This window comes from Pseudoleptotrichia goodfellowii (assembly GCF_007990505.1).
Lineage (GTDB): Bacteria > Fusobacteriota > Fusobacteriia > Fusobacteriales > Leptotrichiaceae > Pseudoleptotrichia > Pseudoleptotrichia goodfellowii.
The window spans coordinates 1,199,091-1,214,674 of sequence record NZ_AP019822.1 but is presented as its reverse complement, the minus strand read 5'-3'; the positions used below and the strand labels follow the sequence as shown (position 1 = coordinate 1,214,674).

Sequence of the window (15,584 nt, the reverse complement as noted above, 5' to 3'; positions counted from 1 at the left end):
GTTAGTTTTATCTAACTTTTTTAATACACTTCGTTTTTTACAGTTTTATTTCTATTGTTGTGTTATCTGATCGGGTGTTTTTCAATAAATTCTTCAATTTCTTCAGGTGAAGGTATAGAATCCTGTGCTCCTTGTCGAGTTACAACGATAGCTGATGTTGCAGTTGCATATTTAATAGCTTCATCAGGATTATTTGTTTCACAGATTTTTAAAGCAAATGCTCCGATAAATGAATCTCCTGCTGCTGTAGTATCTACAGCTTCTACTTCGTACGCATCAAATTTTTTAACATTATCATTTTCATCAAAAAGTACACTGCCGTTCTCACCCAGTGTAAGTATAATATTTTTAATACCGCACTCTTTCTTTTTATGAAATATCCTTCCTATATAAACTTTGTCATGAATACCTATATCAAAAATTTCTTCCATTTCCGTTTCATTTAATATTAAATAGTCAATATTTTGATACATTTTATCACTTAACTTTCTCGCAGGTGCAGGATTAAATATCGTAATTTTTTGAAGCTCTTTAGCTTTTAAAAGTGAGTATTCAACTACTTCCGAAGGAATTTCATTTTGTAATATAACGATATCACTTTCAGCTATAACTCCGATTTTATCTTGTATATCTTTTTCAGAAATTTTAAAGTTGCATCCCGGAATTACAATAATGTTATTGTTTCCTTTTTTATCTACAGTTATTATTGCTCTTCCCGTTAAATCGTTACTTTTTATAATGTTATCTGCTTTAACATTATGTTTTATAAGATTATTGATTAACCTATCTCCTTGGGAATCATTTCCTACCATTCCTATCATTTCTGTAGTCATTCCCAATTTTGACATTGCAACTGCCTGATTTGCTCCTTTACCTCCACAACTTTCATAAAATTCATTACTGAAAATAGTTTCGCCTAATTTAGGAAGATTTTCCACTTTTGCCGTCATATCCATATTCAAACTTCCTATTACAAGTGCTTTTTTCATATTTATTCTCCTTATTTTGATATTATTTATTAACGATATATCTTTTTAAACACAGATTTTACTATATTTGAAAGCAAAATCCCTCCCAAAAAAGAAATCTGCATAAAAAACCATAGTAAAGTTAAATTTTTTAAATTACCATTAGGAAAAAATGTTTTTGCATATAATATTATAGGTGCAGTAAAAATTTTTGAAAAAAATAAACTTATTTTTTTAAAATTGACTAAATACGGTATTCCTACTAATAGAATAAAAATAATATCAACTAATATTATTCCCAGTTTCTCTTTTTTTGAACATTTTCTTTCAATATAAACTCCAAATATTACTTCAAAAATCATATATACTAATCCTGAAATTATTATATACAAAGTTTTATAAAAATTTAGAGGAAAAAGTATTAAGCTCAAAACAGACGAAAAAACAGGAAGGATAGTTAATTGAAAAAACATAAAAAGAACTGCCCTAACTATTTTTTTTAATATTTTTTGCATTAATAATACTCCAGCTAAATAAGATAATAAAATAAGAAGCGGAAAAATAAATAAAATTATATACGAATACGAGTATAATAATAGGCAAATTGTGTTACAAAATATTGTCATCCTCCCCCCCTAATATTTCTCAATCACTTCGAAAATAATTTCCCAGAACTTATCCAAGTCAATTTCCACAGCTGTCTGAATATTTGAGCTCGAAATATTATTATTGTCTTTACAGTCGCAATTACTGCAAATTGTCTGTCCGTATTTTTCTTCATCTTTTGTTTCGATTTCACAATTTATTTTTTCCAATTTTACTGTATTTTGATCTATTAAATAAATCAAAGTAACCACATCATGTAACGTATGATATATAAAATTACCGTTTTCATCGTATCTCTTAGGAAAATGTAGTCCCTGATTTAAAAAGTCTGCTGCCTTTGTTTTCAGTCTCTGAATTTTTTTCACGATTTTCTCATCAGGTGCAGTTTTATTCGTAACTTCAAGTCCCATCATAAATATAGGTACTCCCGAAGAAAATACTATAGATGCTGCTTCAGGATCCGCATATATATTAAATTCAGCAAAAGGTGTTACATTTCCGCCTTTACAGCTTCCCCCCATAAGAACAATTTTTTCTATTTTTTCTTTTATTTTCGGCTCAAGTTTCAGTGCCATTGCTATATTAGTCAAAGGTCCTACAGGTACAAGAGTTATTTTTTCATTACTGTTCAAAAGAGTATTTATAATAAAATTAACTCCGTGTTCTTTTTCAGGCTGTCTATCGGTTTTATCAAGTTTTATTCCGTCAAGACCTGTTTCTCCGTGGAAATCTGTTGCAATTATCTGATTTTTTCTTACTAAAGGCTCGCTCATTCCTCTGTATACAGGTGTTTTAAAATTGAAATAATCACATATCCTCAAAGCATTATTTGTAGTTTTTTCTATAGTCTGATTTCCTGCTACAGTAGTAATTCCGAGTAACTCAAAATCTTCATGTAATCCTGCAGCCATTATTGCTATCGCATCATCATGACCCGGATCACAGTCTAAAATAATTTTCTTTTTCATTTTTCCTCCTGAAATTAATTTTAAAGCTCTTTTATCTAATTATACACTATTTTTTCAATTTTTTCTTCTGTTTTTTAAAAATCCTGCTTACTATGAAAAATTTAAATCATAGTCAGCAGGAATCTATTTAAGTCATTTAATTAAAATTAATCTACTCTCAATGCTTCAATAGGATCAAGTGCTGCAGCTTTTTTAGCCGGATAAACTCCGAATATCAGTCCTGTCATGGTTGAAACTACTAATGATACTATAACTACTACAGGGCTTAAAATAGGGGTTGTTTTAATAAATATTCCTACAAGTAATGCTCCTCCATAACCCAAAAATACTCCGATAATCCCTCCGAAGCAAGTAAGGATAACAGCCTCTATAAGAAACTGAAGTAATATATCTTTTGTTTTGGCCCCTATAGCTTTTCTAAGTCCAACTTCTCTGATTCTTTCAGTAACACTTACAAGCATTATATTCATTACGCCTATTCCACCTACAAATAGGGAAATAGCTGCAACTCCGCTTATACATAAAGAAATCATATTAAGTATGTTATTAAATTCATCCAGTCCCTGTGCCGAATTTCTGACACTGTATGTTTTAGGAGAACTTCCTCTGCTCTTTAAAAATTCTCTTACTCTTTCCATTACAATTTCAAGTTCTTTAGCATTACCGGCTTTCATATCCAAAGATGTAAACTTATTTTGTGCGTTTCCGTTTATATGGTTCAGATACTCATTAGGAAAAAGAGCAAAAACCGGTAAATCGGGGCCTCCTCCGCCTCCTAAATTTGCAAAAGGATTTTTATATACTCCTACTATTGTTACAATTTGCATATTTTTTCTGAAATTCAGTGCCAGTTTTTGACCCACAGGATTTTGACCGGGAAAAAGCATATCGGCACTCGTGCTGTCAATTATTATATATCTGCCGTCTTTTCTGTATTCATCAGGTAAAAATTTTCTTCCTTTAACAATTGTATAATTCGTAATTTTAAAAGTATCCTGAGTTACTCCCGAACCTACAACCATTGCACTTTGATTTTCTCCTATATTTATTCTCGCATAGGCATCGGAACTGGGAGATACCGCTTCTACTCCTTCTATCGCCTTCAAATTTTCAATATCCTTAGTCGTGAATAAATCTTCACTTTTATAAGTTTGACCGGGAGAAGTATCAATAAAAACCTGAAAGTTTCCTACTCCCAATTTATTCAAATCTCCCACAATATTTTCTTTTACTCCTGCTCCGAGAGAGGACATCATAACAACTGCCGAGATACCGATTATTATTCCGAGCATTGTTAAAAACGATCTCACTTTATAGCTGAATAAATTACTGACAGATAATTTCAGTGATTCAAAAAAATCCATTTACACTCCTCTCCTGTCTTCAACAATATAATCGGATTCTATAACTCCGTCTTTTAATCTCACTATTCTTTTACAATGTTCGGCAACATCTTCTTCGTGAGTTACCATTACTATTGTTGTCCCGTTATCATTTAATCTTTTAAAAATTCCCAAAACTTCTTCCCCTGATTTGGAATCCAGATTTCCTGTAGGTTCATCGGCAAGAAGTATTTTAGGATCGTTTATTATTGCTCTTGCTATTGCTACTCTCTGTCTTTGTCCTCCGGACATTTCACCGGGCTTATGGTGTATTCTTTCACCCAATCCTACACTTTCCAAAGCCTTCTTTGCTTTCTCCATTCTTTCTTCTCTTTTAACTCCTGCATAAAGGGCAGGAAGAGCTACATTTTCAAGTGCCGACAATCTGGGCAGCAAATTAAAAGACTGAAATACAAAGCCGATTTTTTCATTTCTGACTTTGGAAAGTTCATCACCTTTCATTGTGGAAACGTCAACATTGTCGAGTATGTATTTCCCGGAAGTAAGTCTGTCAAGACATCCAAGTATATTCATAAATGTAGATTTTCCGCTTCCTGACGGTCCCATTAATGCCACGTATTCTTTCTCCGCAACAAATAAATTAAGTCCTTTTAAAACTTCCAGTGACATATTTCCGTTTTTATATATTTTTACTATTTTTTTTACATCTATCATAAAAGTACCTCTTAAATTATTGATTTATCTATCTTGGCGGTGCTTCAAAACTTTCCTGCTTTACGTCTCCTTTACCTTTTGCACCTTTTTGAGGTTTGCCGGGATCGGCAATTTTTATCTTTTGTCCGTTTTGCAGAGCTTCATCTACTACAGTAATTATTTTTTCACCTGAAGAAAGTCCTGTAGAAATTTCATAATACAGATTATCAGTTTCTCCTACAGTAACTTCTTTCTTAGTTACTTTATTATCTTTTCCCACTGTAAATACATAATATTTACCGCTTTCATTTATAACTGCACTGTATGGTACTTTTAAAATATTTTTGCTTTCTTTATAGTAAATTATTGCATTAATAGTCGCTCCCGGTCTTAATCCTTTAGGATCTGAAAGTTTTATACTGACTGTCGTATTACTTTCATCCAGATTTGCATTTTTAGTTGCAACTCCGGATATTTGCGATACAGTTCCTTCTATCTGCTGTCCTTTAGGCAAAGCATCTGAAGATATTTCAACTCTCTGACCTACAGCTATATTCTGTATCTCTGAATCGGTAAGACTCACTTCCACTTTCATGTTTTTTGCATCCGATACTTTAAACAAAGTAGTTTCAGTGTTTACACGATAATTCTCATCAGCAGTCATCGCAGTTATTACTCCGTCAACGGGACTTTTTATATTGTCTACCAGTAACGCATAATCTTCTCTTAACGAAGACAGTTCCAACTGAGCTGTTTGAAGTGCTATTCTCGCATCATCTACAGACACTGCAGAAGCTCCTCCTATTTTTTTCAGTTCCGATGCATTTCTCAAATCTCTCTGTTTCTGTTGTACTTCCAAACTTTTAATCTGTATTTTTCTTTGCAGTTCATTTCTGTCGACAGGATAAAAAGTCAACACTACATCGCCTTTTTTCACATTATCTCCGGCTTTAAAAAACACCTTATTAACTCTCTGATTTGCCGTAGTATAAACGGCTACTTCATTTTCAGATACTACTTGTCCCGTTTTTTCAATAGAAAGGCTTATATCTCCTCTTTCTACCGTAGTAACTTCATACTCTTTCTCAACATTTTTCTTTCCGCAGGCAACTAAAAACAAAACAGCCAATATTAAAAGGCATATCGCTTTATTATTGCAGAAAGGTTTAAATTTCTCCTTTAACACAAAATCACCTCATAAAACTTTCGTTTAAATTATTATTTATAGTATTTAATCTTCTTTGTAAATGCAGCCAGTTCGTTTTTCGCTATTTCATAATCCATGATTGCTTTTTCATATGTATTTCTTTTTTCCACATAGTTGGCAAAAGTATCAGATCCCAATTCATATTTTTTGGCATATATCGCATAATCTTCTTTTGCTATATCCAGTGCTTTTTTGCTTATCAGTTCATTTGTCTGATAAGTGGTATAATTAAGCATCTCCTGACCGGCATTGGAAAGAATTTCATTTTTCTTCTGTTCGTATTCCAGTCTTAATTTTTCCGCTTCATTTTTCAGGTCTTCAATAGTGTCATTATACAATTTAAAAGTCTTTGATACTCCCACTCCTACTGTAAAACTTTTCTTTTCAAAAGAATATCCTGCATCAGCGGTAATTTTCGGAATATTATAGTCAAACTTTTCTTTTCTCATTTTCTCTTCATTTAAAGTTTCATTTAATTTTATTTTTTCAGCCTCTGATAACTTTAAATTATAGAAATCTTCCTTTTTCAGTTCTACAGTTTTCAAATCTTCCAGTTTTTCCTTTTTAGGAAGAGTAACATTATAAATCATAAAATTTTCACCGAGTATTTTAAGTTCTCTTTCGGTATTCTGCTTCTTGAGATCCGTAGTTTCATATTCATTTTTTGCCAGATCATAATCAAACTTTGAAGCAGTTCCTAACTGATATTTTCTTGCGAGTATATCATAGTCTTTTTTCTTACCTTGAAGAGAAATTTTACTCTGCTCCAATTCTTTTTCCTTATTTTTATAATTTTTGTACAAGTCTATCAAATTACGAATTTCGGTATTTTTATTTGTTTCATTACTTATCTTCTGTATATCCCTTGAGATGTTATTGATATTCGTATTATATTTATTGTCGCTGTAAAAAAAATCGTTCAGCGTTTTCGATACTCCCACTTTATTTTCGGTAAATTCTTTGTTGGTAAAATTATAACCGTTTTTATAATAAAGCATTCCGAAACTTGCTGTATTTTCCATGCTCACTCCGTCATAAGTTTTGTTTTTTTCGTAGGAATTTTCCGAAGTCAGTTTTATTGTATTCCAGTCTCCTTTCTTCAATGCTTTATCTTTTATGTCGTATGTCCTCAAGTTGGCCTGATTTATTTTGGTTGTATACGACTTCTGCTCATATTCGGAAATCACATCATCTACCGTTGCACCGTAACTTAAAGCACTTACAAAAAATAAAAGTAAAAGTTGAAATTTTTTATTTTTCATTTCAGGAATTGCTTTCAGCATAAACTTCCCCTTTCTTTTGCAAATTAAAACTATTGTACTCTTGTATACTTAGAAATTACTTTTTATTTTATATATAATTATTATAATTATAATTTTTTCAAATTTCCGATTTTTATTTACAATTTTGATTATTTGGTCTATAATATCCTTATCAAAATTTATTTAAGGGGAAATTATGTCAAATTATAAAAGATTCGATTTTAAAAAATTATACTTTATACTGTATATAGTTTTAATACTTATTATGATACTTCTGCTTTTCAAATTGGGAATATTTCTTTTTCCTTTTGTAATAGCTGTATTTTTTTCCATAATAACTCAGCCTTTTGCAAATTTTTTACAAAACAAACTGAAATTTTCCAAAAAATTTGCCACAATTACGTCAATAGTTGTATTCTTATTATTTTTCCTAAGTTTTATAAGTATTACTTCTCTCAGACTTTTCGGGGAAATTTATAAACTTTCCAAAAATATAAACAATTATGCTGAAGAATTTAAAAGATTATGGACTTTGACTATCGATCAGAGTCATATATATTTAGGTTATCTGCCCAAAGGATTTACAGAACAGATTAAAAATTCCGTTGCCGGATTTATCTCAATGGGATCATCAAAATTCGGTCGTTTTATAAACGGTCTTATATATTTTGTTACTTCGATCCCGACAATAATAATATATATATGTATTACAGTGTTATCAACTTTTTTCATAAGTCTTGATAAAAAAGAAATATTGAATTTTCTCGAACAGCAGCTTCCTGAATCGTGGCTCAGAAAAGTATATAATATAAAAAGAGAGATGTTTACAGTGCTTGGCTCTTATGTTAAAGCACAGATTATTCTTATGACGATATGTTTTTTCGAGTTACTGATTTCTTTTAATATATTATTTTTCCTCGAATTTAATGTTTCATATCCGTTATTAATATCTATTGTAATTTGTCTGATTGATGCATTGCCTATATTGGGAGCAGGTGCTGTTTTACTTCCGTGGGCAGGAATATCGTTTATTCTTGGAGATATAAAGCTCGGAATAGCACTAATTCTGATTTATCTGCTGGTGCTTTCTGTAAGACAGATGCTTGAGCCTAAACTTATAAGTCAAAACATAGGTGTACATCCTCTGGTAACTTTAATATCAATGTATTCGGGATTCAAGTTTTTCGGAGTTATGGGATTTCTTATAGGGCCTGTAGTTATGATTATATTGAAAAATGTTTTTTCAAAAGAACTAGAGATAGGATTTTTCAGGGAAATATTCAGCGACACTTCGGAAGATAGCGATGATTCAGCTTCAAGAAATAGTAGGGATAACAGTCCTAAAGAAAACAACAATCCTATAATAGACAATATGCCTGAAAACCTTAAAAAACTTATGGAAGATGAGTTTATTGATGATACAGAATGCTAATATTATATTTATGAGGGCTTAAACGTCGCCCTCATACTCCCACTTAACAACCTCAAATTTTACATACTCAAAAATGCCCGTTCGTTATGAAAATAAAAAAGATATTTTCATAACACTCACTAACACATTTTTTTCGTTGTAAAATCTGGAGGTTGTTTTTTTATTCCTAAGGAAAGTAAATTTAAATTTAATGATTATAAAAATGTTTAAAAAGTGATTTAATAATATATTTTGCAAATTATATAAGAGGCGTAAGCCTCTTTATTATCTTTTTATCAAAAAAAATGTATGACAAAATATCCAACATAGTTGGATTAAAAAGATTTAATAATATCTTTTAGGTTTGGGATATAAATAATGATAAAATTCCCATACAATCATTCTAATGTTACATATAGGACAATAGAAAGGATTTATACCGAAAGTTTTAAATGTTTGTCTTTGATAAAAAGAAAATTTATTAGGGACAATATTCTTCTTAAAAGGAATAACAGCTCTTTTTAGCTTATTGGAAATATGTCTTGCATATAGTCCATATCTATTAACCATTTTAAAATTTTTAGGAGGTACATGGATTAAAATTTGGGAAATAAATTTTTGAATAGGCATAGTAATAAATGTTTTTGTTTATCATTAGCTAAATCATTGTAAAAGAAAGTAACTTCATTGTCAGTAATATCAGTAATTTTATACTCAGCAATAGGAGAACGTGCAAGATATCGACCTAAGTATTTGATAATACCTTTGGTGTTATTGACATCACCGCTTCTGACATTAAAAAAGAATCTTGCATTTTGACTATATAGCTTATTGACAGTAATTTTAGCTAATCTTTTAATTTTTTGATTAGGATAGTTCCCCTTAGAAATAATATCAAGGACGTGATATTTCCATTGAGCTGCAATAGTATCAACATTAAAGTATTCAAGTTTTTAAAATCAAAATTTTATTAAATCCTCCGAGAGAAACGATAGCGTGAATATGAGGATTCCATTTTAAATCACGCCCGAAAGTATGAATAACAGAAATAAGACCATAATGAAGAATATCAGAATCAGTGAAGTAATATTTAGAAGATTTGGAAATTTTATTAATTCTTTTATTCTTTTTAGAAATATTCTGCATGCTTTAGGAATAGTAAAAAGAACATGTCTGTGAGGAATGTTTAGAATATGTTTATGAATATTATCAGTCCAAAGTTGCGAATATTTGTAACCGCAAGAAGGACAGAGTCTGGATTTACAGGAAAGAGGGAATTTGTAAGTAATAGGACAGTTAGGGCATTTGAAAGAAACAAAGCCTTTGGATAAATCTCTACAAGCAAGAAATTTAGAGATAGAAAATTTAATATATTGAAGGTGTTTAGGGTTAAGATAATTTTTCTTGCAAAAGTTTAAAGAATTTAGTACAATGTTTTTATTACTGAAGATAGTTTTCAGTTTATTTTGTATAAAGTGTTTACTAGTCATAAATACAGTATACAAAAAAATCAGCCGAATTTCAATTCGGCTTTTTTTATCTTATCTATTTCATTATAAAAATTTCCCTTACTATTTTATACTTTGATTGTCAGGTTTAAAATTATTAAAACTATCTCTTGCATATTTTTCTGCAAGTTTCCATGTCTTATTTTTAATTATTACTCTAATATTATCTGACTTTCTCCCGACATTAAAATTTTACTTTGAAAAATACGAATGAAACGTTACAAAAACAACAGACTCGCTACGCTCAAACAGTTGTTTTTGTTGTGGAATGAGTTATTTTGAATTAGTAAAATTTTAGTCGGATGTTTTTTCGCTTCCTTTTTTGAAAAAAGGAAGTTAAAAACTATTGCTTCGCCAAATCCGTTATATACTCAAAAAAACTGTCTCTGTCAACATGATAAACCAAATCTACAGGACGTCCGTTTTCTTTTCTGACAGTTCTTCCTCTGTTTGGACCTTCTGTTATTACATCACTGTTTACAACTTCTCTTTTTACAAGGTTTTCTTTACCGAAAGATGCAGTTGTCAGTACATCCCACAAAAAATAAGTGGAATTTGTTACAAAATGAGTTAATGGAGATACTGTTGCATAACATTGACCTAAAAAGTCCACTCCTTCATATTTTCGCTGACTTGCCCACATATCACGTACTTCTGCCGTTAAAGGTACCATTCTCGTACTTTCCAAAGCTACAAGTTCTATTTTTATATTTGATTCCCATACTCTTTTAGCTGCAAAGGGATCCCAGTAAACATTCCATTCTGCCGTTCCGTCATGTTCAGGTTCTTCTACATTACCGTGTTCCAAGAATGTTCCTCCCATCCAGTACAATTTCCCGATTTTTTCTTCTATACTCGAATCTTTATCCAATGCTCTTGCCAAATCTGTCAGTGGTTCTATAAATACAAGATCAGTTTTTTCATCAGATTCTTTCAGCACACGAATTATATCTTCATGTGCTTTTATATTTGATTCTTCTACTGTTAAAGGTTTCTTTTCGTTTAAAATAGGAAGTGCATCTACAACAAACGCATGCATTCTCCAATCTTTCGGAAAAGGATTTACTGCCCTTGAATCCGATAATGCAATTTTTATTTTTTTATCTTTTTCGGAACCGAATTTTTCTATAATTTTTCTTGTTGCCGAAGCTGCCGGTTGTATATAACAGTCCGCATCCATAACACTTACTCCGACTAATTCCGCATCTTCCATTTTCAACAGCAGATATAATGAAATCAAATCGTCCACTCCGCCGTTATGATTCAAATAAATTCTTCTTTTTTTCATAATTCTCCCATCTTCTATAGTTAACGATTTATTTTTAATATTTTTTAATTATAGCAAATAAAACCCGAAAATGATAGTATCTTTATGCCTTTGATAAAAGAAAAAGGCTCTCTCAAATTATATTGAGTCAAGCCTCTTTCATTTTAAGATACGGATTAGTAAATAACTCTAATTCCCAATCCTCCTCTTATATTTTTACCTTTTGTGTCATATCCTCCGTTTAATGTTACTCCGAATCTCTGATTTTCTATTCCGATATTCAAGTCGGCTTTAAAGTTTCCTTTTCTGTCGTCTTTTTCTCCTCTTATATCAAACCAGTCCGCATCAGTATATGCCACTCTTCCTTTATTTTTTGTATCTCCTACTTTTCCAAGCTCGTTTTCATATCCTAAGCCTAATGTAGTTGTAAACATTGTTTTAACTGCCATAGGTTGTTTATATTTGAATTCGATTCCTACTTCAGGTTTTACAGAGTAATAATCGTTTCCTTTTATTTCAAGTCTCATTTCTCCGTCTTTTTCCTTAATTGTGTTGAATCTTCCGTATTCAAGTTTTAAACTTCCGTAAGGTCTTATACTGAATTTTTCTCCTGTTCTGAACTCTTTGCTTATTTCATTTTTGATTGCAGTTCCGTAAGTATTATAGCTTGATTTTGCGTTAAAGATTTCATCTACTACTAAGAATTTTCTATGCATATCGCTTCTTGCTATATAACCTTCTCCCGATACTGTCCAGTTCAAGCTTCCGTTATGGTCGAATGCTGTCGACTTAAATGCTCCGAGTTTTAACATAGTAGTGTTTTCTTTTGATCTTCCTATGTCTTTAAACTTGAATGTATTGTTTACAGCTCCTGCATACCATCCGCTTGAATTTCCCAACTTAATTGTTTCATTTTCATGAACATAAGCCACTCCGTAAGCATTACTTGTGTAGTCTATTATTCCTGCGGTATCTGTATTATATTCATCTTTCATTCCGAACACTTTTATCTTATTGGAATTTTTAGTTTTATTATCCCATTCTTTTCTCAAATGAGTAATTTCTTTATCCAATGCTCTTCCTGTAGATGCTGTTCTTTGCTGAACATTCGCATACTGATGTCCCATCATTTCGTCAAATGCCTGTGTCAAGAGAGTTTCTTCATTTTTTCCGATTCCGTTTAACTTATTGAATATTCTTTTTTCAGCAGAATCAAGAGTATTCATATCGTATCTTTGTTCCAGTCCGTCTGTGAAGTTATAAGCATTGTCCGTCGTTCTCACAAAAGAAGTATAAGCCAATTTTGCCATTGCGACACCTTTTATCTGTCCGTGATTATCAAGGACAGGAGTTGCTACCCAAGTCAATGAACCTGCCAAAGAAGTCAATTTGAAGTTTCTTCCCTGAATCTGGTCAAGGAAAGGTTTTATTACGTCTTCTTTTACAAACCATTGTTTCTTATTAGTTTTTTCAGAGTATTCAGTACCGATAATCAACTGGCTGTTTATCGGAGGAGTTGCTCCGTCAATATCAATAGGTTTTGTTCTTCCTAAAGTATCAATATAGAATCCTATATCCGACAATCCAAGATTTGACTGAGTTCCCAATATTTTGTCAATTTCTTCAATTTCATCTTCGGAAACTTTTACTCCGTTTCTTGAGAAAGTAGGTTTTCCGTCTTTTACAGTAATTGTAACATCTTCAAAGCTTTTATCCGTTCCGCCTGCCTGTCTCAATTCCTGTCCGCTCGGATCCGAAGATAATCTGCTGTTAATTTGTCTTTCCAATTCTTCAATGTCGGCTCTGCTTACATTTTTCCAGCTGATTCCTGTTGTTCCTTTACCTCTTACTCTTATTTCTCCGTAGTTTTTAATTACTGCATATTTTTCCACAGTACCATCTGCAGCTCTTTTACCTCTTATAACTACTCCGTAACTGTTATCGGCATCTATTAAGATTTTTCCGTGATTTTCAAGAGTAGATCCGTTCATAACCGCAACTCCCGCAAGTCCACTGACATTAGGATTTACTTTTCCGTCTCTTCCCGCATAAGAATCCGTTGTCTGGATAGTTCCGTAGTTTCTGAAAGTAGCTCCTTCATCCACGTAAACACCTGTCATTGCCTGAATTTTATCAGTAGCAGTCGCTCTGCTTCCATCCAGTAAGATTCTTCCGTTAGGAGTATTTTCGACTATTGTTCCTGCTCCCGATCCGAATAATCCTATAGATTTATTTCCGTAAACTCTTACTTCTCCGTCATTTATAAGATGTCCGCCGTTATCTGCAGCCATTCCTATACCGTATACAATTTTAGTCGGATCTGTATAAACATTTCCTGTTAGAGGATCTATATCGTCTGTAAGACCTACCAGTACTCTTCCTTTGTTTGTTGCAGTTCCTCCCGGTGCATAAATTCCTATATTACCTTTTCCTGTGGAGAAATCAACAGTTCCGTTATTAGTAAATTCTCCGCCGTTTTTAATATAGAACCCTATCAAATGTTCCGAACCGTTTGAATTTAAATCTCTGTTATTGTTAATAACGGCTTTTCCGTTGGAATATAAGAATACACTGTTATTTCCCATAGTTACAGGTCCGAAATTTGTATTATTATATACGTTGGTTTTAATCGGATCTGTATTATTCAGAATAAATCCGTAAGATTTATCGCCTATTGTGATTTTAGAAGCCTGATCGTTTATTTCAGCTCCGTTTACTCCATACACTCCTGTAGGCTCTGAATTTACTGCTGTTGCAGTGTGAGGATCTATGTTCAGTTCACCTCTTAAATCAACTTTTCCGTCCTGTTTATATATTCCGATTCCCTGATCTTTAACATGGATTTTACCGCTGTTTATTTCCACATTGGAATTAGTTGTAGAATAAATACCTATGGATTTTTCTCCTACTTCTATTGTTCCTGTATTATGTCTAATATTTGAAGTTCCTTCTGTAGTAAATATACCTATTGTCGGCTCTGTCGCATTTGCAGAATCTCCTATATTTATATTTGCATTATTTTCAAAAGACTGTCCGCCTTTCAGGAATACTCCCAGTGTTTTCTTACCTGATACAGTTAATTCTCCGTTATTGATTACATTTTTTGTATTATCGGCATTTGAATAAATTCCTATAGAATTATCTCCGCTTAACTCAATTTTACTGTTATTTGTCAAATTGGAATTTACGGATAATATTCCTTTTGCATCTTCCTGAGTTCCGATAATTTTGTCAGCTTGTGAAGTAAAGTTTGCATCTTTTAAGAAAAGTCCCGTAGATCCTCTTCCCAATGTAATATTTTTTATTCCTGTCAGTTGCGAATTTCCTTCAATGTATGCTCCCGTATATCCGTCCGCCACGTCCATATCAACAGATGTTCCGGCTCCGTCTAATTGAGCGATACTGTTTTTCAGATAAAGCATTGTATTTTGAGTGGAACTCAAATTTCCCAAATGAGAAATAAATCTGGAATTTTCAAGATATGCCAATACTCCTTTATTTGAAATATTTGCAGTACCTCTTGCAACTATATCCGAATGTTTTCCGTAGAAAGCAATTCCTTCCTGTCCTACAGTAATATTTGAATTTGTATCCAAATTAGTATTTTCAGCATAGAATGCAACCGAAGGATATTCTTTTTTAGGTGTTACACTTGTGTCTTCCAATTTTTTGCCTACAGTAACATCTCCTGTATTAGTTACAATATTTCTTACAGTATCCGACTGTCCTTTACTGTAAAGTCCTACTGAACCGTCTCCTAAAGTTATTTTAGCAGCTGTATTCATTGTCAGAACTTTATTATTTGCAGCTGTTGTATCATGTCCGTTTATTGCATATATACCGACGTTTCTTGTTGCTCCTGTATCGGATTTTATTTCTCCGCCGAGATTGTTTATTGTTTGGGCATTTATCAGATACATTCCTGTTGAATTATCGCCTAAAATTATATCTGAATTTGCTGTTGTTTCCAATTTTAATTCATTTTCAAAGCCTGCAGGTGCTCCGTCGTATTTTCTTGTATCATGTTTATAAATACCGTAAATAGCCGTTGAATTTTTTCCAACTTTTATTACTCCGTCATTTTGAACTCTCGCTGAATTGGCAAAAATTCCTGTAGATTTTTCAGCTGCCGAGAAATCAACAGTTCCCTGATTTACAACTTCAAAGTTAGGGTATCTCCATCCTCCGGCTAATGGAGAAGTAGGATTTTTAATTCCTTCTGCCATAAGTCCTATATTTTCTGTGGCTGCTATAGATCCGTCAGCTACGGATGTAACTGTTTTTCCGCTGTCTATTCCTGTTTCTCCGTTAATAACATGAGTTAATACCATTCTCGGATTTAAAGTTTTAT

At 32.2% G+C, this 15,584-nt stretch carries 12 protein-coding genes and 1 pseudogene; 1 reads left to right on the top strand and 12 read right to left on the bottom strand.

What is annotated here, in order from left to right:
- Positions 1-62 precede the first annotated feature (62 nt).
- The 6 genes from rbsK to FVE72_RS05965 form a co-directional block, all read right to left on the bottom strand.
- Entirely contained in the window at positions 63-989 is a 927-nt protein-coding gene (gene rbsK / locus FVE72_RS05990) for a ribokinase (protein WP_026737645.1), read from the bottom strand.
- A 614-nt stretch (positions 990-1,603) separates the two neighbouring features.
- Positions 1,604-2,542 carry a nucleoside hydrolase gene (locus tag FVE72_RS05985; protein ID WP_036056113.1) on the bottom strand — a complete coding sequence of 313 codons (939 nt, stop codon included), beginning with the start codon at positions 2,540-2,542 and terminating at the stop codon, positions 1,604-1,606.
- Between the two features lie 146 nt (positions 2,543-2,688).
- Positions 2,689-3,906, bottom strand: a complete 1,218-nt coding sequence (locus FVE72_RS05980; protein WP_026737642.1) for an ABC transporter permease — start codon at positions 3,904-3,906, stop codon at positions 2,689-2,691.
- Positions 3,907-4,599, bottom strand: a complete 693-nt coding sequence (locus FVE72_RS05975) for an ABC transporter ATP-binding protein (RefSeq protein ID WP_026737641.1) — start codon at positions 4,597-4,599, stop codon at positions 3,907-3,909. It abuts the gene before it with no gap.
- A gap of 28 nt (positions 4,600-4,627) precedes the next feature.
- The gene (locus FVE72_RS05970) at positions 4,628-5,764 is read right to left on the bottom strand and encodes an efflux RND transporter periplasmic adaptor subunit (RefSeq protein WP_036056112.1); all 1,137 of its coding nucleotides are present in this window, start codon (positions 5,762-5,764) and stop codon (positions 4,628-4,630) included.
- Positions 5,765-5,796: 32 nt separating this feature from the next.
- Complete coding sequence (locus tag FVE72_RS05965) at positions 5,797-7,068, bottom strand: TolC family protein (RefSeq protein WP_026737640.1); 1,272 nt, start codon at positions 7,066-7,068, stop codon at positions 5,797-5,799.
- A 175-nt stretch (positions 7,069-7,243) separates the two neighbouring features.
- Between FVE72_RS05965 and ytvI the strand changes: the two genes are divergently transcribed.
- A complete protein-coding gene (ytvI, locus tag FVE72_RS05960) occupies positions 7,244-8,479 on the top strand; it encodes a sporulation integral membrane protein YtvI (protein ID WP_081724186.1) in 1,236 nt (411 codons plus the stop codon).
- Between the two features lie 324 nt (positions 8,480-8,803).
- Here the strand turns inward: ytvI and FVE72_RS11595 are convergent, their stop codons facing one another.
- The 6 genes and pseudogenes from FVE72_RS11595 to FVE72_RS11575 all read right to left on the bottom strand — a co-directional run bounded on the left by FVE72_RS11595 (position 8,804) and on the right by FVE72_RS11575 (position 15,564).
- Entirely contained in the window at positions 8,804-9,088 is a 285-nt protein-coding gene (locus tag FVE72_RS11595; protein ID WP_269472560.1) for a transposase, read from the bottom strand.
- On the bottom strand, positions 9,055-9,348 hold the full coding sequence (locus FVE72_RS11590) for a transposase (RefSeq protein ID WP_269472572.1): 294 nt from the start codon (positions 9,346-9,348) through the stop codon (positions 9,055-9,057). The genes FVE72_RS11595 and FVE72_RS11590 overlap by 34 nt, the downstream gene beginning before the upstream one ends.
- A 55-nt stretch (positions 9,349-9,403) precedes the next feature.
- The gene (locus FVE72_RS11585; RefSeq protein WP_269472559.1) at positions 9,404-9,604 is read right to left on the bottom strand and encodes a transposase; all 201 of its coding nucleotides are present in this window, start codon (positions 9,602-9,604) and stop codon (positions 9,404-9,406) included.
- 68 nt (positions 9,605-9,672) lie between these two features.
- Positions 9,673-9,948: pseudogene (locus tag FVE72_RS11580) on the bottom strand (transposase zinc-binding domain-containing protein); the annotation flags it as partial.
- Between the two features lie 361 nt (positions 9,949-10,309).
- Entirely contained in the window at positions 10,310-11,254 is a 945-nt protein-coding gene (locus tag FVE72_RS05945; protein WP_146966459.1) for a nucleoside hydrolase, read from the bottom strand.
- 155 nt (positions 11,255-11,409) lie between these two features.
- Positions 11,410-15,564 (bottom strand): autotransporter outer membrane beta-barrel domain-containing protein, encoded by a 4,155-nt coding sequence (locus FVE72_RS11575; RefSeq protein ID WP_269472558.1) that lies wholly within the window; start codon positions 15,562-15,564, stop codon positions 11,410-11,412.
- Positions 15,565-15,584 lie beyond the last annotated feature (20 nt).